General features: G+C 45.0%; 22 protein-coding genes and 1 tRNA gene. 19 read left to right on the top strand and 4 right to left on the bottom strand.

Going from position 1 to position 18753, the window contains the following annotated elements; all coding sequences use genetic code 11:
- Window positions 1-17: 17 nt before the first annotated feature.
- Both RIG68_RS24580 and pdxA read right to left on the bottom strand, forming a co-directional pair.
- Window positions 18-566: a YceD family protein gene (locus RIG68_RS24580; RefSeq protein WP_350128678.1), complete on the bottom strand. Its 549-nt coding sequence runs from the start codon at window positions 564-566 to the stop codon at window positions 18-20.
- 179 nt (window positions 567-745) lie between these two features.
- Window positions 746-1780, bottom strand: coding sequence for a 4-hydroxythreonine-4-phosphate dehydrogenase PdxA (gene pdxA, locus RIG68_RS24575; RefSeq protein WP_350128675.1), 1035 nt, complete (start codon window positions 1778-1780; stop codon window positions 746-748).
- A 124-nt stretch (window positions 1781-1904) separates the two neighbouring features.
- Here pdxA and rsmA point away from each other — a divergent pair, with 124 nt between their 5' ends.
- The 5 genes from rsmA to RIG68_RS24550 all read left to right on the top strand — a co-directional run bounded on the left by rsmA (window position 1905) and on the right by RIG68_RS24550 (window position 6151).
- A complete protein-coding gene (gene rsmA, locus RIG68_RS24570; RefSeq protein ID WP_350128672.1) occupies window positions 1905-2705 on the top strand; it encodes a 16S rRNA (adenine(1518)-N(6)/adenine(1519)-N(6))-dimethyltransferase RsmA in 801 nt (266 codons plus the stop codon).
- Window positions 2678-4045 carry a magnesium transporter gene (gene mgtE, locus RIG68_RS24565; protein ID WP_350128669.1) on the top strand — a complete coding sequence of 456 codons (1368 nt, stop codon included), beginning with the start codon at window positions 2678-2680 and terminating at the stop codon, window positions 4043-4045. Before rsmA ends, mgtE begins: the two co-directional genes overlap by 28 nt.
- 5 nt (window positions 4046-4050) lie before the next feature.
- On the top strand, window positions 4051-5016 hold the full coding sequence (locus tag RIG68_RS24560) for an NAD(P)-dependent oxidoreductase (RefSeq protein ID WP_350128666.1): 966 nt from the start codon (window positions 4051-4053) through the stop codon (window positions 5014-5016).
- A gap of 257 nt (window positions 5017-5273) precedes the next feature.
- The gene (greA, locus tag RIG68_RS24555) at window positions 5274-5747 is read left to right on the top strand and encodes a transcription elongation factor GreA (RefSeq protein ID WP_151998344.1); all 474 of its coding nucleotides are present in this window, start codon (window positions 5274-5276) and stop codon (window positions 5745-5747) included.
- Between the two features lie 11 nt (window positions 5748-5758).
- The gene (locus tag RIG68_RS24550; protein WP_350128663.1) at window positions 5759-6151 is read left to right on the top strand and encodes an HIT family protein; all 393 of its coding nucleotides are present in this window, start codon (window positions 5759-5761) and stop codon (window positions 6149-6151) included.
- 27 nt (window positions 6152-6178) lie between these two features.
- On the opposite strand, the gene ruvC is transcribed toward RIG68_RS24550, so the two are convergent.
- Window positions 6179-6739 (bottom strand): crossover junction endodeoxyribonuclease RuvC, encoded by a 561-nt coding sequence (gene ruvC / locus RIG68_RS24545; protein ID WP_350128660.1) that lies wholly within the window; start codon window positions 6737-6739, stop codon window positions 6179-6181.
- A 77-nt stretch (window positions 6740-6816) separates the two neighbouring features.
- Between ruvC and RIG68_RS24540 the strand changes: the two genes are divergently transcribed.
- The 14 genes from RIG68_RS24540 (at window position 6817) to RIG68_RS24475 (ending at window position 17372) form a co-directional block, all read left to right on the top strand.
- On the top strand, window positions 6817-7959 hold the full coding sequence (locus RIG68_RS24540) for a glycosyltransferase (RefSeq protein WP_350128657.1): 1143 nt from the start codon (window positions 6817-6819) through the stop codon (window positions 7957-7959).
- Window positions 7956-8210: a transporter gene (locus RIG68_RS24535; RefSeq protein ID WP_350128654.1), complete on the top strand. Its 255-nt coding sequence runs from the start codon at window positions 7956-7958 to the stop codon at window positions 8208-8210. Before RIG68_RS24540 ends, RIG68_RS24535 begins: the two co-directional genes overlap by 4 nt.
- Window positions 8211-8221: 11 nt before the next feature.
- Complete coding sequence (locus RIG68_RS24530; protein WP_350128651.1) at window positions 8222-9430, top strand: SpoIIE family protein phosphatase; 1209 nt, start codon at window positions 8222-8224, stop codon at window positions 9428-9430.
- 7 nt (window positions 9431-9437) lie between these two features.
- Entirely contained in the window at window positions 9438-10073 is a 636-nt protein-coding gene (locus tag RIG68_RS24525; RefSeq protein WP_350128648.1) for a polysaccharide deacetylase family protein, read from the top strand.
- Entirely contained in the window at window positions 10066-11178 is a 1113-nt protein-coding gene (locus RIG68_RS24520; RefSeq protein WP_350128645.1) for a glycosyltransferase, read from the top strand. Before RIG68_RS24525 ends, RIG68_RS24520 begins: the two co-directional genes overlap by 8 nt.
- Before the next feature lie 12 nt (window positions 11179-11190).
- Window positions 11191-11964: a TatD family hydrolase gene (locus RIG68_RS24515; RefSeq protein WP_350128642.1), complete on the top strand. Its 774-nt coding sequence runs from the start codon at window positions 11191-11193 to the stop codon at window positions 11962-11964.
- Window positions 11961-13025 (top strand): asparaginase, encoded by a 1065-nt coding sequence (locus RIG68_RS24510; protein WP_151998353.1) that lies wholly within the window; start codon window positions 11961-11963, stop codon window positions 13023-13025. Before RIG68_RS24515 ends, RIG68_RS24510 begins: the two co-directional genes overlap by 4 nt.
- A 91-nt stretch (window positions 13026-13116) precedes the next feature.
- Window positions 13117-13204 (top strand) — tRNA-Ser (locus RIG68_RS24505).
- A gap of 85 nt (window positions 13205-13289) precedes the next feature.
- A complete protein-coding gene (locus RIG68_RS24500) occupies window positions 13290-14114 on the top strand; it encodes a MotA/TolQ/ExbB proton channel family protein (protein ID WP_151998354.1) in 825 nt (274 codons plus the stop codon).
- 24 nt (window positions 14115-14138) lie between these two features.
- Complete coding sequence (locus RIG68_RS24495; protein WP_350128639.1) at window positions 14139-14462, top strand: hypothetical protein; 324 nt, start codon at window positions 14139-14141, stop codon at window positions 14460-14462.
- A gap of 1 nt (window position 14463) precedes the next feature.
- Window positions 14464-15105: an ExbD/TolR family protein gene (locus tag RIG68_RS24490; protein ID WP_151998356.1), complete on the top strand. Its 642-nt coding sequence runs from the start codon at window positions 14464-14466 to the stop codon at window positions 15103-15105.
- 2 nt (window positions 15106-15107) lie between these two features.
- The gene (locus RIG68_RS24485) at window positions 15108-15572 is read left to right on the top strand and encodes an ExbD/TolR family protein (RefSeq protein ID WP_151998357.1); all 465 of its coding nucleotides are present in this window, start codon (window positions 15108-15110) and stop codon (window positions 15570-15572) included.
- A gap of 55 nt (window positions 15573-15627) precedes the next feature.
- Window positions 15628-16944, top strand: coding sequence for an MFS transporter (locus RIG68_RS24480; protein ID WP_350128636.1), 1317 nt, complete (start codon window positions 15628-15630; stop codon window positions 16942-16944).
- Window positions 16941-17372 (top strand): type I restriction enzyme HsdR N-terminal domain-containing protein, encoded by a 432-nt coding sequence (locus RIG68_RS24475; RefSeq protein WP_350128633.1) that lies wholly within the window; start codon window positions 16941-16943, stop codon window positions 17370-17372. Before RIG68_RS24480 ends, RIG68_RS24475 begins: the two co-directional genes overlap by 4 nt.
- A gap of 41 nt (window positions 17373-17413) precedes the next feature.
- Here the strand turns inward: RIG68_RS24475 and ald are convergent, their stop codons facing one another.
- Complete coding sequence (gene ald, locus RIG68_RS24470) at window positions 17414-18529, bottom strand: alanine dehydrogenase (protein WP_350126901.1); 1116 nt, start codon at window positions 18527-18529, stop codon at window positions 17414-17416.
- Window positions 18530-18753: the final 224 nt, after the last annotated feature.

Genomic DNA, 18753 nt, shown 5'->3' with positions numbered 1-18753 from the left:
TTACTTCGTATTAACAATTAATTGTTTCTAAATTTTTTCAGCGCCTCCCAGCGTGGATCGACGTTTTCTTCTGTGTCGTCGTCTTGCTCCTGTTCGGCAGAGGTTTGGTAGATCAACGACCCTTCAACCTCAAAGTCTTCGTCCTCTTCAGTGACCAATTCCGGATGAAGCTTTTTCATCGGAACATCTACCGAAATGAACTCATATATATATTGGGCGACATTCAAATGCTGTGTTTCTCTTGGAATCACCACAACGTCATCGTCCAATTCAGCAAACTCGTCTCCAAACTTAATGATCAACTGCTGCCTAATCTCCAACTCATAGTCGAACGAGCGTAGGCTTCTGTCGCATGTAAGCTCGACCGAACCTTCAACCTCGAATGACAAAGTCATCATTGTCTCCGATTTCAAAAGCTCAACATGAGCACTTCCCTTGCCTTTTTCAATCAATGACCCTTCGAATGCCTCAAACAATTGATTGTCAAAGCTGAAGTCAAATGAATGCTGGTCAAGAGAAAGCCCCTGAATCTCTATTTCAAACGGTTTTAAGGGACTTTTTGCCATCTCAAACTCACTCTGTATTCAATAAAGACCGCAAAGATATGAATAAAGCCGTAATTAATAAAACGACGTTCACGAATTAAATAGAAAATATATCGCACTTACTTAGAACGGTTTCTGACACCTGTTTAGTTTTTGCTGAGGCCTATGTAAAAGCTGCAAGGCAATCAGGTCATCAAAACTCAGTCTTCCGTTTCTTCGCCAGCGTTCATTCTTCGCTGTTTCACAATGTCTGCGGCCATGAAGATAGCTTCTCGCATAGATGATTCAGAGGCTTCATTTTTCCCTACGAGGCTGTAGGCGGTGCCATGGTCAGGAGAAGTGCGAACAGCAGGTAGACCTGCCGTGTAGTTAACGCCGGTTTCAAAGCAGAGGGTCTTAAACGGAATCAACGCCTGGTCGTGGTACATGGCCAGCACTCCGTCATATTTTGCATGCATCAGGGTACCGAAAAACCCATCTGAGGGGAACGGGCCAAAGACAAGATTGCCCTTGTCTTTCCATTCTTTAAGCACTGGCGAAATCACATCTCTTTCTTCGTTACCCAGTAAGCCATTTTCTCCTGCATGAGGGTTGAGCCCAAGCACGGCTATTCGGGGCTTTTTGATGCCAAAGTCATTTTTAAGTGTACTGTCAAGCACTGACAGCTTCTTAAGGATGAGCTCCTTGCCCAGTGCTGAAACGACAGCCTTCAAAGGAATGTGGCCTGTAACCAGACCAATTTTCATTTTATCACCAGCCATCAACATCAGGTGATCCTTTACACCAAAAGCCTCGGCCAGGTATTCGGTGTGCCCCGGAAATTTAAACTCCTCACTTTGGATATTATTCTTAGAAATAGGGGCCGTCACAACTGCGTCAACCTTTCCGTCCTTCAAATCGGCCACTGCCGCCTTCAGGGAAAGAAACGCATACTTGCCTCCTGTCTCATTTTCTTCCCCCATTTTGATCTCCACAGTTTCCTCCCACAGGTTGTAAACATTTACTTTTCTATGAAAGAGCTGGCCCAGATCCTTAATTTGGTGGTAGTTGAAGTCGCTCAGGTCGAGCGCCTTTCTGTAATAGGACACAACTTTGGAAGAACCATAAATGACGGGCGTCATAAACTTCAATATCCTGCTGTCTTCAAGGGCCTTTATGATGACTTCAGGACCAATCCCATTAATATCTCCAAGGGTGATGCCAACAACAGGTTTATTTTTCTTTGACTTATCCATCCGATTTATCCTACAAAATTTCAGTTATTTGGCCTGCGTTTGGGTTTTTCATTCAGGGATTGAGTAATGTGTAACCTTTCCACACAGGAGGCGCAAATTAAGGGATTTTACCTTCTTTAAAAAAATGGACAGAGTTAGACCCAAAAAGCATCTAGGGCAGCATTTTTTGAAAGATCAGAACATTGCCAGAAAAATTGCCGAGTCGTTAACGCTTCACGGCGACTACAAAACGGTACTGGAAGTGGGGCCCGGCACGGGCGTGCTCACTCAGTTTCTGACTGATAAGAAGGAATTTCAATTATATGTGTCTGAAATAGACAAAGAGTCGGTGGTCTACCTGCAAAAGCACTTTGCTTCGCTGGAGGGTAGAATTATCGATGGTGACTTCCTGAAAATGGACTTGGAGGCTATTGCGCCTGGCCCGTTAGCTGTCATCGGAAACTTTCCTTATAATATAAGTTCACAGATATTTTTCAAGGTGCTTGATAACCGCCAAAAAGTGCCCGAAGTGGTGGGCATGATCCAGAAAGAGGTGGCAGTGCGCATAGCCGGGAAGGAAGGTAGCCGAGACTATGGTATTCTCAGCGTACTTTTGCAGGCATACTACGATATAGACCTTCTTTTTACTGTGCCTCCGGGTGTTTTTCATCCGCCGCCAAAAGTAAATTCAGCGGTTATCAGGCTGAAGAGAAACAAACGAGAGCGCTTGCCATGTGACGAAGATCTTTTTAGGAAAGTGGTGAAAACAGCCTTCCAAAAGCGACGCAAAACGTTGCGGAATGCACTTAAAGAACTAACTTTGCCGACTGAATTTGAAGTAAACCCCATACTTCAGAAGCGGGCGGAACAATTGTCAGTTGAAGATTTCTTCGAACTTACTTTATCTCTGGAAAAAGCATGGAAGCAGTCATCCAATTCGAGCTAAGCAAAGAGTACCTCGAGAGGTTCCAGGGAGCGCTCGATGAGAAAGATGAGCAGTTCATCAAGGCGTCGCTCGACGGCGTCAATCCTGCTGACATTACCCAACTTCTCTACGAGTTCGACACTGAGGAGTCCAAATACGTTATCGACCTTCTCGAGAAGCAGATCAGCGCTCAGATCATTAACGACCTGGACGAAGACACCAGGACTGAGTTCCTGGGAGCATTCACAGTAACAGAGATTTCTTCCTTTCTTGATTTCCTTGATTCGGACGACTGCGTAGATATTTTGATGGAGTTGTCGCTCCAGACCAGGGAAGAGGTCGTTGCACTCATTCGTGACGAGCAAAAGGCAAGGCATATTCAGGAACTGCTCCACTACGACGAAGATGTAGCGGGCGGTTTGATGGCCAAAGAGCTTATCAAGTGCAATCTCAACTGGACTATTCGTCAGTGTATCGACGAAATCAGAAAGCAGGCCGAAACGGTGCAGAAAATCTATTCTGTGTATGTAGTGAACAACACGGGAAAGCTGATCGGCAAGGTGTCGTTGAAGAAAATCATTATTGCCGAAGACAGCGCCAAAATTGCGGACATCTACGACGATGACATAGTGTCTGTTGCCACCCATATGGACGAAGACGAGGTGGCATCCATTATGCGGAAATATGACCTGGAAGCTGTGCCTGTTATTAACGCCAAAGGCAGGCTCGTAGGCCGAATCACTATTGACGACATTGTGGATGTGATGCAGGAGCAGGCCGAAGAAGAACGGCAGCTGATGGCTGGTATCTCCGATGATGTTGAAGAAGATGACAGCGTTTGGAAGCTTTCGAAAGCCCGGTTGCCGTGGCTGATCATAGGCATGGTTGGGGGATTGATGGGGGCCAGGTTTATAGGGCTTTTTGAAGGCGACATAGCACTGATTCCCGCCGTTGCTTTTTTTATCCCGCTGATAACGGCCACCGGAGGCAATGTTGGCATACAGTCGTCATCCATCGTCGTTCAGAGCCTGGCAAACCCGAACGTTTTTGCAGAATCGATGGCCAGGAGGTTGATTAAAGTACTCACTGTGGCCGTACTCAATGGGCTTATTCTGGCATTGCTCGTCTTCGGGTCTATCATTCTTCTCTACAAAGAAGAATTTCTGGCTATTACGGTAAGCATAGCTCTTTTCAGTGTGGTGTTACTGGCCTCGTTTATGGGAACTATCACGCCAATTGCATTAGATAAGTTTGGCATTAACCCTGCGCTCGCTTCCGGCCCCTTCATCACCACGGCAAACGATTTACTCGGTTTAGGGGTTTACTTTACTATAGCCAACTTACTTTACGGAATATTTTAAGAGATATGTTGAAGTCTGTATTGATCGTGGATGAAATGCACCCCAGCATAGTTCCGCTTCTGGAAAGTGAAGGGTACAAGGTGGACTATGAACCTCAAATAACTGCTGGAGAGGTGCTGGACAGGGTCGCTGAATACTCTGGCCTTGTTGTGCGGTCAAAGCTTTTGATCAATAAGCTTTTCCTCGAAAAGTGTGTGAAATTGGAGTTCATAGCCAGGGCCGGTGCTGGTATGGACCAGATCGATGTGAAAGCAGCAGAAAGCAAGGGTATTTACTTGCTAAACGCACCGGAAGGTAACCAGGATGCACTGGCGGAGCACAGCATAGCCATGCTGCTGACACTATTCAACAACTTGTTGGTGGGTGACGCTCAAATAAGAAGCAAAGTGTGGGACCGTGAAGGCAACCGGGGCTATGAATTGAAAGGGAAGACAGTTGCCATCATTGGCTTTGGTCATATGGGCGATGCATTTGCAAGGCGGCTTACCAGCTTTGGGTGCAAGGTCATTGCTTACGACAAATTCAAAAGAGGTTTTAGCAATATGCGTGTTGAAGAAGCATCCATGATGGAAGTGTATGTCGAAGCCGATATTGTTAGTTTGAATGTACCTCTCACAGCTGAAACAAGACAAATGGTCAATGCTGAATTTTTCGAAAGATTTCAAAAGCCAATTTGGCTTTTGAATACGTCAAGAGGCGAAGTTGTCGTTCTCAAGGATTTATTGAGTGGTCTTAAGTCTGGTAAAATAAGAGGGGCAGCACTTGATGTGTTGGAGAACGAAAAGCTTCATTCTTTCACACAAGAGCAAGAAAGTACATTCGGTGAGTTGGTCAAGATGAGAAATGTGCTTTTCTCACCTCACGTGGCAGGTTGGTCGTTCGAATCCTACGAGAGAATCAATCAGGTACTGGTGGAGAAGATTCGTAAATTAAAGCTCAAAGAAACCAAAACCCCGAGCACTTCGTTGTAAAGCCTGATCTCCGGTTTGCAGGTTTAGGGGATAAATCTTTATATTTGCATCCTAGATCAATATATGTTTTAAGCTCCGACGGGGTTTGAATTAAAATCTTAATATATTTGATATCACAGACTTCAGCTATTGTGAATAAAGTTTACAATGGTTGTTAGTGACGTTTTAATCGATCATCAGTAAAAAATCATTAATTGTAACGGTCTCCAATAGGATTTACCTGGCGGGCCGTTCTTTTTTATTTAATAGCACACTGTATGTCTAATTTATCTTATTACACAGAGGAAGGACTCAAAAGACTCAAGGACGAGCTTAATGAGTTGAAAACGAAAGGAAGAGCTGATATGGCCCGCCAAATAGCTGAGGCCAGAGACAAAGGTGACCTGAGCGAAAATGCTGAGTATGATGCTGCAAAGGATGCTCAGGGCTTATTGGAGTTGAAAATTTCGAAGCTTGAAGCGATTGTTGGCAATGGCCGGGTAATAGACGAAACCAAGCTTGATACTTCAAAAGTGGCTATTCTGTCGAAAGTGAAAATCAAGAACAAGAAAAATGGAGCGGTAATGACCTACATGCTTGTGGCAGAGGAAGAAGCTGACCTGAAAGCCAGCAAGATTTCGGTTAAGTCACCCATAGGAAAAGGGCTGCTGGGAAAGAAGCTTGGCGAAACAGCCATGGTAGAAGCGCCAGGTGGGAATATTGAATTCGAAATTGTTGATATTGCTATCTAACAATTCGCACGATGGCTTCTATTTTCACCAAAATCATCAATAGAGAAATACCAGGTCACATAGTGCTCGAAGACGAGCACTACATTGCTTTTTTGGATATCAGTCCTCTGGTGATGGGCCACACATTGGTGGTGCCTAAAAAGGAAGTGGACTACATTTTTGACAATGACGATGAAACCTTGTCGGGGATTCTGGTATTCGCCAAAAAAGTTGCCAAAGCTATTGATAAGAGCATTCCCTGCAAGAGAGTAGGCGTGGCTGTTATTGGTATTGAAGTGCCCCACACGCATGTGCATCTGGTTCCTCTTAATAGCATGCGGGACATCAATTTTCTGGAGCCCAAGTTGCGCCCTACTCAAGAGGAGTTGGCTGCTACCGCTACTAAAATCAAAGCAGCTTTATAACGTGCTTTTATCTGGCCTGGCCAGGTTTTAAGCTCCCTTCACTCTTCCGGGGTTGTCAGAAATAAAGGACTTCCAGCTTTTGTTTTTGGTACCAGTGTCGCCACCCTGAAAATGGTGACATACGGCTACCGCCAGTGCATCCGTAGCATCAAGCAGCTTAGGTGCCTCACTGAAGCTAAGAAGCGTTTGTAGCATTTTAGCTACCTGTTCCTTTGAAGCATTTCCATTGCCCGTTACCGACTGCTTTACCTTTTTGGGCGCATATTCAAAAATCGGTATTTCACGTGCCAATGCGGCGGCCATGGCCACACCCTGCGCCCTGCCAAGCTTTAGCATCGATTGAATGTTTTTCCCAAAAAAGGGAGCTTCCAGTGCTACTTCATCGGGATGAAACTCCTCGAGAACAGACGTTATTCTCTCGAAAATCTTCTTTAGTTTCAATTCATGACCGGAGTATTTGCTCAGGTGAATTACTCCAAACTGCAACAGCGTCAGTTTATTGCCCTGCACCATAATGACGCCGTAGCCCATGATGCTGGTGCCCGGGTCAACTCCCAAAATGATTTTCTCTTTTACAGTCTTGTTCAAACCCGCTGTGGCTTTTGCGATAAGCTTATTTAAAATTTAGGTGATGCTACATAAATCCTCCCTAAATTCAAACCCGGATGTTGGCTATTGATATTTTCGGGATCATTGCTGCTGTGGGTGTTGTCATTTACAGCATATTCATAGCTTTTTGCTGGAGTAGGTGGAGACATGTTCCTGTGGCTGCGGAGGCGGTAACGGACAGTGGCTCATTGTCAGTATCAATTGTTATTGTGGCCAGAAACGAAGCAGCGTCCATCGTGTCACTTCTGGGCAACATCGAAGCTCAAACTTATCCCGGCCATCTCATGGAAGTGATTTTGGTCAACGACCAGTCTGACGACGACACTGTGGAAAAGGCAGAATGCTTTGCTGCGGACAATAGCATAGCGCTTAGAATCATTCACCTCGAAGCCACAGTTGCCGAAGGGAGCCGAAAAAAGCAGGCAATAAAGGCAGCAGCAGCTTTATCGACAGCAGACATACTTGTATTGACCGATGCTGATTGCAACGTGCAACCAAATTGGGTAGCCTCGCATATCAACTATTACACACGTTATGAGGAAGCGAAGCTGGTCTTTGGTGCATTTTGCTTTAAAGGCAGAAACTGGGCGTCTGCGCTGTTGAACCTGGAGGCAATGTCGCTGACGGGTGTCGCCGCCATCACCAACCTGATCCAAAAACCAACCATGTGTAGTGGCGCTAACTTATCCTATAGGCGTGAACTGATACAAGAACTTCATCCTTTTGACGGCAACCAACAGATTGCTTCCGGCGATGACGAGTTTATGTTGCATGCCGTGACGAGGAAATATCCGAATGGCGCTTTTTACAATAAAGATCAAGACTCACTTGTTTCAACCGCCAAGCCGGAATCACTGGGAGCTTTGTACTACCAACGGAGACGCTGGGCGGGCAAGTGGAAGGCTTACGCTGTTCCCTGGCCTCGCCAACTCGCCGCTGCTGTGGTGGCGGGCAACCTGGGCTTCATATGTCTTTTCACCTTTTTCTTTATTTCATTGAATCCAGTTTGGCTGATGCCCATCGTTCTAAAATGGCTTGCGGAGTTTGCCTTCAGCCGAAAAATCAGCAAAAACTTCAACCTGAGTGGGCTGGGGCAGTACTTTCTTCTTATGGAAATTATTTACCCATTTTATGCCGTATTTTTTGCTATAGCTTCTAATTTTGGAGAATATCACTGGAAGGGAAGGGTGTATCCATGAGTGACCTGGAGTTTGATGTATTGGACGAGTTGTATTTCGTAACGCACTTCAAAGAATTGAAGAACGCAACCAACCTTTCAGTGGAAAACCTAAAGTCTACCCTCACCGATTTGTACCGTAAGGGATGGTTGAAAGTTTATGAAAGTGTAGCTGTTGAAATATCGGATCAGCAAATCAACTTGGATCACAACTTTCAAAACTACTTTTATCTGGCCAGCAAGGAAGGCCTGCTCGCTCACAATGGGCGCTAATAGGAGTAAAAATGGAATCCGTAGTTACGCAACAAGATCTCAAAGAGCTGGAACTGAATTCTTTGCTCGAAATCACTCAGGCTATCAACAATAACCTGGCGGAAGCCTCTTTGTATAAAATCTACCATTTTACCCTTCTTGGAAACCTCAAAGTAAAGAAGCTGGCGCTTTATGTGATGGAGGAGGAGTGGGACTGCAAGCTCAGCTTTGGTGTAGGCAATAAAAAGATTCCAAAGCTTCCGGCATGTTACCAGAATTTGCCTGAGGAAATTGAGCTCGACTCGAATGAGGCATTTTGGTCGGAGTTTCACATGGCATTCCCCGTTCAGCACAAGGAGAAGCTGCTTGCTGTGGTTTTCCTGGGTAAGCAAGACGATGCGCAGACAGAGCAGGGGGTGTCTCACAACCTTACATTCATCAAGGCATTGACCAATATCATATTGGTGGCTATTGAAAATAAGAAGCTGGCACGAAGACAACTGGAGCAAGAGGCCTACAGAAAGGAGCTCGAGATTGCCAGGCAAGTGCAGACTTTCCTTTTCCCGAAAAATCTTCCGCAGTTGGAGAAGCTGCAAATAGAAGCCACTTATATCCCACACAAAAACGTTGGCGGCGATTATTACGACTATGTGGAGCTGAGCAACGGCAAGTTCTTATTGTGCATCGCCGATGTTTCCGGAAAGGGCGTGCCTGCGGCATTGCTAATGTCAAACTTTCAGGCAGCGTTGAGAGTGATAGTCAGGAAGACCTACGATGTGCGGGAGATCGTTTACGAGTTGAACCGCCAGATCATGTTCAATAGCAATGGCGAGAACTTCATCACCTTTTTCATGACCATTTACGATCATGAAGCTGGGCAGATGAAATATGTAAATTGCGGACACAATCCTCCCATCCTATTTACAGAAAGTGGCTTTCAGGCGCTGGAGGAGGGCACAACTATATTGGGAATTTTTGAAGACTTGCCGTTCTTGAATGTAGGCACCGTTACCGGGCTGAAGGATTTCAACTTTTTCTGCTACACCGACGGGCTCACTGAGACTTTCAATGCCGATGGTGAGGAATATGGCTCGGAAAGACTGATGGAAGCGCTTAGCGACATGACCAACAAGTCTCTGGCAGGGATACACGAAACAGTGATCAAGTCACTCGAAGATTTCAAGGGTGCAGAAAGCTACCGGGACGATATCACCATGCTTTCTTGTAAAATCATAAGCTAGACTTGGTTTGCTCTACTTCAGAAAAACTCCCGGTTGGCTAAAGAAGTTGTTTCCTCAGGTGATCTGGAATTTTGATGACAATGAAAAAAAGATATTCCTGACTTTTGACGATGGCCCCATACCTGAGCTTACTCCCTGGGTGCTCGACACTTTGAAAGAATTTGGTGCCAGGGCTACCTTTTTTTATGTTGGCAATAATATCAAAAAACACCCGGAGCTGTTTAAGCGGGCCAGCGATGAAGGACACAGTATCGGCAATCACACCTTCAACCATCTGAAAGGATGGCGAAACTCTCATGAAGACTATATGGCCAATATAGCACTTTGTGAGAAAGCTATTGTTGAATGTGGAGCAGGAGACCCCGCCAGACTGTTTAGGCCACCTTATGGGCAGCTGACCTTTTCCCTTGCAAAAAAGATATCTGCCAGTTACCGCATAATCATGTGGGACTACTTAACTGGTGACTTTGATCAATCACTAAGTCCCGAAAAATGCCATGTAGAAACAATAAAAGGAACCAAACCCGGCTCTATTGTCATTTATCACGAAAATGTGAAAGCAGAAGCCCGAATCAAGTACTCGCTACCGAAATTTCTGGATCATTTTTCTTCACTAGGTTATCAGTTCTGTGCCATTGAGTGATACAATCGGTTTGATTTTGATTTTTTTCGTCTGTAGCGTGTTGCTTATCGACACATTGCTGCTTTTCTTTTTAAAGGGTGATTCAAGCAGGGATGTTGCTACAAGTTTATTCGATGATACGAACCTTCCAGGGGTTTCCGTTCTGGTAGCGGCGAGAAACGAGGAGGCAACGTTGCCAAGGTGCATCAAAAGCCTTTTGGATCAGGACTATCCTGCTGATAAGATAGAAATACTCATAGGAAACGATGCCTCCACCGATAAGACAGAGGTTATTGCCCGCTCATTTGAAAGGGAGCACTCTCTGCTAAAGGTCTTTAATATTGACCATGATATGGGCTCCGCCAGGGGCAAAGCAAATGTGCTTGCACAGCTAGCCAGAAAGGCATCCGGCGAAGTCTATCTTATAACCGATGCTGACATGCAGCTTCCGTCCACCTGGTGCCAGGCCATGGTAGCAGCTTTTGAAAAAGATACGGGCATGGTAACAGGCTACACGGCGATAAACGAAAACAGCCTTTTCGCTTCCTTTCAGTCCATCGACTGGGCATACGCCATCGGAATGATGAGGGTCGTATCCGACCTGGGCACGCCCGTGACCGGGATGGGCAATAACATGGCTGTAATAGCAAATGCTTATCATCAAACAGGTGGTTATGAGAACATGCCTTTCTCAGTTACGGAAGACTTTCAGCTCACCAGGGCTATTTTATCCAAAGGATATGGCTTCAGGCAGCTGATCAGCCCACCCGTCACCGGCATTACTTTACCCGCAGCTAGCATCAAGGGGCTTTTGCATCAGCGAAAGAGGTGGATGAGTGGAGCCGTTCAACTCCCTGTGGCCATCGTGGCTGTTTTGGGACTTCAGGCCTTCTACTATCCGTTGGCCATTGCATTGGCTGTACTCCACCCCTGGTCAATACTTTTGATTGCTGCAAAGAGCGCTGTTCAATCATGGTTTGTTTACAAAACTGTACGCCTGTCGGGACTGCCTGTAAAAATTGGTACACTTGTTCTCTTCGAATTCTACTCGGCTATTATATCTTTGTCCACACTTTTGTTTTCCATTTTGCCTTCAGGAATAAAGTGGAAGGATAGACATTATTAGCCCCGACATTTGATGCAGTTTGTTGATACCCACGCTCATATATATTCAAGAAAATTTTCAGAAGACGTTCACGAGATGGTGGCCCGCTCATTTGAGAGTGGTGTAGAGAGAATTTATATGCCAAATATCGATAGTGAGTCTATCGATAGTATGCTTGCACTGGAAGATGCTTATCCGGGGCGCTGTTTTTCAATGATGGGTGTGCACCCATGTTCCATCAAAAATGGATTTGAAAGTGAGCTGAAGATAGCCGAAGAGTGGCTGGGAAAGCGACAGTTTACCGCTATTGGCGAAATAGGCACCGATCTTTACTGGGATAAAACGCTCCTCGACTATCAGAAAGAAGCGTTTACTATTCAGTGCCAGTGGGCAAAAGAGTATGGCTTGCCTATAGTTATTCATTGTCGTGAATCGATTGACCTGACAATTGATTTGGTAGAATCCCTTAAAGACGAGCGGCTTAATGGTGTCTTTCATTGCTTTACGGGAAATGAACACCAGGCCAGGCGGATACTGGAATTAGGATTTTTTTTAGGAATAGGAGGAGTAAGCACCTTTAAAAACGGCGGGCTTGATGCAGTTTTACCCCAGCTGGGTGCAGATGGGCTGGTTTTGGAGACCGACTCTCCTTATCTTGCACCAGTGCCGCATAGGGGCAAAAGAAACGAGCCTTCCTACATTCCAATTATTGCGCAGCGGGTTTCTGAACTAACCGGACTCTCCCTGGCTGAGGTGGCTGAAACAACCACAAGGAATGCAAATCAACTTTTCAGCTATCACCGATGAATTATAAGATTGTAAACATTGCCACTGCAAGTGGCCTTAACCCAAAAAGCAGTATCCTTATTATATATACCGGAGGCACATTCGGTATGTCATATGACGAAACAGGGTCTCTCGTCCCTTTCAACTTCGGCCTGGTGATTGATAAAATTCCCGAGCTGAAGGCCCTCGACCTGAAAATTACTGTCATTTCGTTTCCTGAGCCCACCGATTCCTCGAATATTAATATTTCACACTGGCAGGACATTGGCTATATTATCTACGAAAACTATTCTCAGTACGATGGTTTCGTAATACTTCATGGAACTGACACCATGGCGTATACAGCGTCGGCACTTAGCTATATGCTCGATGGGCTTAACAAGCCAGTTATCTTCACCGGTGCACAAATCCCTATCGGATCGACCAGGTCAGATGCCCGTGAGAACCTGATTACAGCTCTCGAGATAGCCTCTACGCTCGAAGAAGACAAACCAATTATCTCTGAAGTTGCCATCTACTTTAATTTTTACCTGATGAGAGGTAACCGATCACAAAAATTAAGGAGCAGTCATTTTGCGGCATTCGAATCGGAGAACTACCCATACTTGGCTGAGTCGGGCGTTACTATCGAATACAACAAGTCGTCAATCATGGCTTTTCGGCCTGGCCTTAAACTCAAACTTCATAAGGGATTCGACAATAATGTCACCATCTTAAAGCTTTTTCCTGGCATCAGTGAGAGTGTGGTCAATAGTATATTGGGCACTCCCGGACTTCGGGGAGTTGTGCTGGAAACCTATGGGTCGGGTAATACAATGAACTACGACTGGTTCATAAAAAGCCTTCATTCCGCTGTTACAAGGGGGATTGTCATCTTTAATGTAAGCCAGTGCATTGGAGGTAAAGTAATTCAGGGGCGCTACGAATCAAGCAGGATTCTCGAGGAAATAGGGGTGCTCAGCGGTCAGGACATTACGACTGAAGCTGCCATCACCAAACTAATGTTTCTGCTGGCAAAAGAGAAGAATACCAAGGAAGTTAAAAAGAAGCTAATAGTGCCAATTGCAGGGGAAATGAGCTAGTTTTACGCTTATGTAAATTTAATATCAAAATTTGCATAAAGAGTTTTTTCTTGATTTATTTGTTGCTGCTAGACGCCAAAAATTGTACTTTGGAGAGGTGTCCGAGTGGTTGAAGGAGCACGCCTGGAAAGTGTGTATACCTCTAAAGGGTATCGAGGGTTCGAATCCCTCTCTCTCCGCAGAATTTATAAACGAGAATTCTAAACGAAAACAAACTATCTTTTACTAACTGTAACCAATTTACGATTTACTAAAATTTAAACTATGAAAAAGTTATTCGCTTCGCTGTTGCTAACAGGCGTTTTTGCATTCAGCCAATTCAATGCAGTTGCTCAGGATGAAGTTTCCTCAGACAGTACTGCTATGGTTGACTCTGCTGCTGTGGAAGAGGTCGTTGCCGAGCCTGAGCCTGTAGCCGCTCCAATGATGGAAGAAGTAGTCGATGAGCCAGAGCAATCATTTCACCAAATTGTAAAGGAGCAATTCATCGCCGGTGGTTGGGAATTTATGGGTATCGTTCTTTTGTGTTTGATCTTCGGATTGGCCGTTGCCATCGAACGTATCATTACATTGAACCTTGCTACCACCAACACCAAAAAACTTCTTGCTAACGTTGAGAATGCGCTGGCTTCAGGAGGTGTTGAGGCAGCAAAAGAAGTTTGTAAAAATACCAAAGGCCCTGTTGCTTCAATTTTTACTCAGGGACTAATGAGAATGTCAGAAGGTGTTGAGATGGTTGAGAAGTCAATCATTGCTTACGGTTCTGTTGAAATGGGCAAACTGGAAAGAGGAATGGTTTGGATATCTCTTTTTATCTCTCTTGCTCCTATGCTTGGTTTCATGGGTACTGTAATTGGTATGATTGGTGCATTTGATGCAATTGCGGCAGCCGGTGACGTTTCTCCTGCTCTTGTGGCCGACGGTATCAAAATCGCCCTTTTGACAACGGTAGGTGGTCTTATCGTAGCTGTTATTCTTCAGTTGTTCTATAACTACCTAATTTCTAAGATCGACTCTCTTGTGAACTCAATGGAAGATGCCTCTATTACATTGGTGGACATCCTTGTAAAGCACAATCTTTCTAAGTAGTATTAACATCTAAAGACAGCAAAAATGGATTTTATTGATATAGCATTGATCGGCTCCTACATTCTGGTAGGAATAGCGTTACTAGCAGCGATCATATTGCCTTTGATCAACGCCTTGGACGATCTGTCTTCATTGGCCATGTCGGCCGTCGGCATTCTTATCTTGCTGGTTATTTTCGGTTTGGGATATGTAATTTCCGGCGATGAGGTAACAGCAGTGTATACCAAATACAACGTCGACGCAGGATTGTCTAAATTGGTTGGAGGTTCTTTGATTATGATGTACCTGTTGACAGGTGTAGCTTTAGTCGGAATCGTATATACGGAAATTTCAAAAATCGTTAAGTAATATGGCAAGCAAGAAAAACAGACCTAGCACGGAGGTAAATGCCGGTTCTATGGCTGACATTGCTTTCCTTTTGCTCATTTTCTTTCTGGTAACTACCACGATGGCAAATGACAAAGGTATTGCGATGCTTTTGCCACCGAAGCCGGATCCGAACCAGCCACCACCAGAGGTGAAGGAGAACGATAGGAACATCTTCAAAATTCAAGCAAACTCGAAGGATTTGCTGCTTGTTGAAGATGAGCCCCTAACGGATGTTGAGGAACTGAAGCCAATGATCAAGGAGTTTATTCTCAACTTTGGCCGCCCCTCTGAGGACGCCATGCAAGTATATAATGACCTTCCCGCTCCTATGAAGAGCTTTGTTAGCGCATATGGAAGAAAATCTACTTCATCCGATGGGCCTGATAAAGCCATCGTTTCTTTCAAAGCCGACAGAGGTACGAGCTATGAACTATACATTACTGTATTGGACGAAGTAAATGCCGCTTACAACGAGGTATATGGTGAGAGAATAGGTAAAACTGCTCAGGAGTTTCTTCAGCTGGATCAGAAAGATCCGGAGCAAAAGAAGCTATATGATCAGGCTCGTTCAGGAATGCCCAGAGCGATTTCTATTGCGGAGCCTACTAAAATTGGAGGTTAATTATGGGAAAGTTTAAAAAGAGTTCTGGTACTTCTCAGGAGATACCTACAGCTGCTCTTCCTGATATCATCTTTATGCTTTTGTTCTTCTTCATGGTAACCACCGTGATGAGGGAAACAGAGCTATTGGTGGAACAACATTTGCCGAGAGCTACTCAGCTATCGAAAATTGAGCGCAAGTCGCTGGTGAGCTATATCTATATTGGCCCTCCTAAGAATGCCGCAACTTTCGGTACCGAGCCTAAAATTCAGGTAAATGATGTCTTCATTACGCCTAAGGATGTTGTGCAGTTTGTAAATACTGAAAAGGACAAGCTTAGCGAAGTGGAAAGAGATCAGATTACAATGTCAATGAAGGTGGATATTGAAGCCAAAATGGGTATTGTAGCTGATGTGCAGCAGGAGCTGAGAGAAGCTAATGCCAGGAAGGTGCTTTACAGTTCCCTTCAAGGTATGGATAACCAATAATCATAGTTGATAATCATATAAAAGTCTTTCCTTTGGGGAAGACTTTTTTTTTGCCATGAACCTGAACCTTAAGAATAACAAGGTGGTGAATGCCTGGTGCATGTACGACTGGTCTAATTCAGTCTACAACCTGGTGATTACCAGCACTATTTTTCCAGTTTATTATAGTAGCGTCACGAGAAACTTTTTTGGCGGTGAGAAGGTGCAGTTTTTAGGGCTGGAGATCACCAATACGGTTCTATACTCCTATTCTATTTCTTTCTCGTTCCTGGCTATTGCTCTCTTTTCTCCTTTACTCTCGGGCATCGCTGACTATGGAGGCATGAAGAAACTCTTTCTTCGAATCTTCACCTATATCGGCGCAGCTGCGTGTATAACGCTTTATTTCTTCGATGGGAGCAACATTGAGCTGGGTATTTTCGCTTCTATTGTGGCCAGTATTGGCTACTCGGGAAGCCTGGTTTTTTACAACGCTTTTTTGCCTGAGATCACCACTTCCGACAGGTATGATATCGTAAGCGCCAAAGGCTACGCCATGGGGTATGCAGGTAGCCTGCTGCTGCTTCTGTTTAACCTTATCTCTATTACTTTTCCTGATTGGTTTGGGTTTGCTAATGGGGGAGAGGCGTCACGATTTGCCTTTTTGCTGGTAGGGGTGTGGTGGCTAGGGTTTTCACTAATTCCCTTTCATTTTCTACCCACCAATCCCTACAATCGAAAGCCTGCTGGCAAGCTACTGGCTCATGGGTACAAGGAGGTGCGAAAAGTGTTTAGGTCTCTAAGGGAGTTGCCTTCCATGCGGCGTTACCTCAAAGCTTTCTTTTTCTACAACATGGGCGTGCAAACCGTCATGTTTCTGGCCGCAACTTTCGGCGACAAAGAGCTGAAGTTGCCTGGCGAAAAGCTGATATTGACCGTGTTGATTATACAGGTGGTAGCCGTCGCCGGGTCATATTTGTTCGCCTACGTGTCGAAGATAAAGGGGAACAAAATATCGTTGTCGATAATGGTTGTGATCTGGATTTTGGTTTGCCTTGGGGCATACTTTGTTACTTCCGCTATGCAGTTTTACGTAGTGGCCACTGTGGTCGGGCTGGTAATGGGGGGTATACAGTCACAGTCCCGGTCGGCATTTTCTAAGCTGATACCTGAGAACACCATTGACCACGCTTCTTACTTTAGCTTCTATGATGTGACGGAAAAACTATCAATTGTGATCGGGACATTTGCCTATGGATTGATAGAACAACTTACCGGCAGCATGCGAAACAGCACACTAGCCCTTGCTACGTTTTTTATTTTGGGTCTCTTTTTCTTGAGACAAACCAATTTTAAGATTATCAGGCTTCCGAAAGAGGAAGAAGCTAAATGAGCAAGGAAACCAGACCACTTGTAATTGAAAAGGACGGACAGACGCTCATTTACGACCTTCTTAGACGGAAGTACCTCGTTTGGACGCCTGAGGAAGCGGTCAGGCAGCAGATGGTAAATTATCTCATGGCTGAACTCCACTACCCAAAGGGTTTGATGTCGATAGAAGCCGGCTTGCATTACAACAAAAGGCAGAAGAGAACTGATCTTGTGGTGTATAGCAACACTGGCAAACCTCATATCCTGGTGGAGTGTAAAGCGCCAGATGTGAAGCTAAGTCGGGAGACGATTTTTCAGGTGGCGACTTATAACAAAGAGCTGGACGCCAACATATTGGTCATTACCAATGGTAACGAAATGATTTGTCTCCAGGTTGAAAGGGAAAGGAATAACCTGGTATCTCTTAGCGATATCCCTCCTTATAAGTAAAAAGAGGTTGTCCGCAGCTAGAACAACCTCTTCAGATCGAATTAATTCAGGAATGTGTTTACGTCGGTATAGGCCAAATTAAAGGCTTCTGATACTGCCTGGTATACCACTTTTCCGTTGATCACATTCAAGCCAAGTTTCAGTTCATTGTTGTCCCTGCAGGCTGTCTTCCATCCCTTGCCAGCCAGCTGAATAGCATAGGGCAGTGTGGCATTGGTAAGTGCCAGTGTGGAAGTGTAAGGAACGGCGCCAGGCATATTGGCGACGCAATAGTGAATCACATCGTCGATGATGAAAACCGGATCCTGGTGAGTAGTTGGCTTGGTGGTCTCGAAGCAGCCACCCTGATCCACCGCCACATCCACCATCACGGTGCCTGGGCGCATTTCCTTCAGCATGTCTTTGGTGATAAGCTTGGGGGCTTTTGCTCCAGGGATAAGCACTGCACCGATAATGAGGTCATGATCTTTAATGAGCTCTCGGATATTGTATTCGTTGCTCATTAAGGTTTTAACGTTGGCAGGCATCACGTCGTCCAGATAGCGCAGTCGGGGCAAGCTCAGGTCAAGGATGATCACATCAGCACCAAGGCCAGCAGCCATTTTAGCTGCTTCGGTTCCTACTACGCCACCACCAAGGATCATTACCTTAGCTGGCCTAACGCCGGGTACACCACCCAGAAGAATACCCCTGCCTTTCATCGGTTTCTCCAGAAACTTGGCGCCTTGTTGTATCGACATTCTACCAGCTACTTCCGACATAGGGATGAGAAGGGGCAGAGTGCCATTGGCTTTCTCCACTGTTTCATAGGCAAGGCAAACAGCCCCGCTCTTTATCATTGCATGAGTAAGGGGTTCATAAGAGGCAAAGTGGAAATAGGTAAATAGTAATTGATCCTTCTTGATAAGCGAATACTCTGCTTCGATAGGCTCCTTCACTTTCATGATCATTTCAGCTTTCTGGTAAGTAGCTTCAATGGTCGGAAGTATGTTGGCACCGGCCTCTTTGTAAGAATCATCAGTGAACCCGCTGCCTTCTCCTGCAGTAGACTGCACATGAACCTCATGGCCCCTCTTTAATAATTCAGTTACGCCAGCTGGGGTCAATGCGACCCTGTTTTCATTATTTTTAATCTCCTTTGGAACCCCAATTATCATGATCGTATTGTTAGTTAATGTCGCCTTTTTGGAAAGGCCACAAATATATGAACATGAATGCAATAATTGTTTTGAAACTCTTCGATTTTCAATGTTGACAAAATCGCCTGCCTTTCATTGAATAATACTAAAATTTCTTACCGATTGACCCCGGCAAACTATTCTTTGCCCGAAGGGTCATTTGCAAAAATTTTATTCCATAAAAATAACAATTTTCACTGATT

Origin of the sequence: Imperialibacter sp., from assembly GCF_040222385.1 — a bacterium.
Lineage (GTDB): Bacteria > Bacteroidota > Bacteroidia > Cytophagales > Cyclobacteriaceae > Imperialibacter.
The sequence above is the reverse complement of the archived record's forward strand: the minus strand, read 5'-3'. Positions and strand labels throughout refer to the sequence as shown.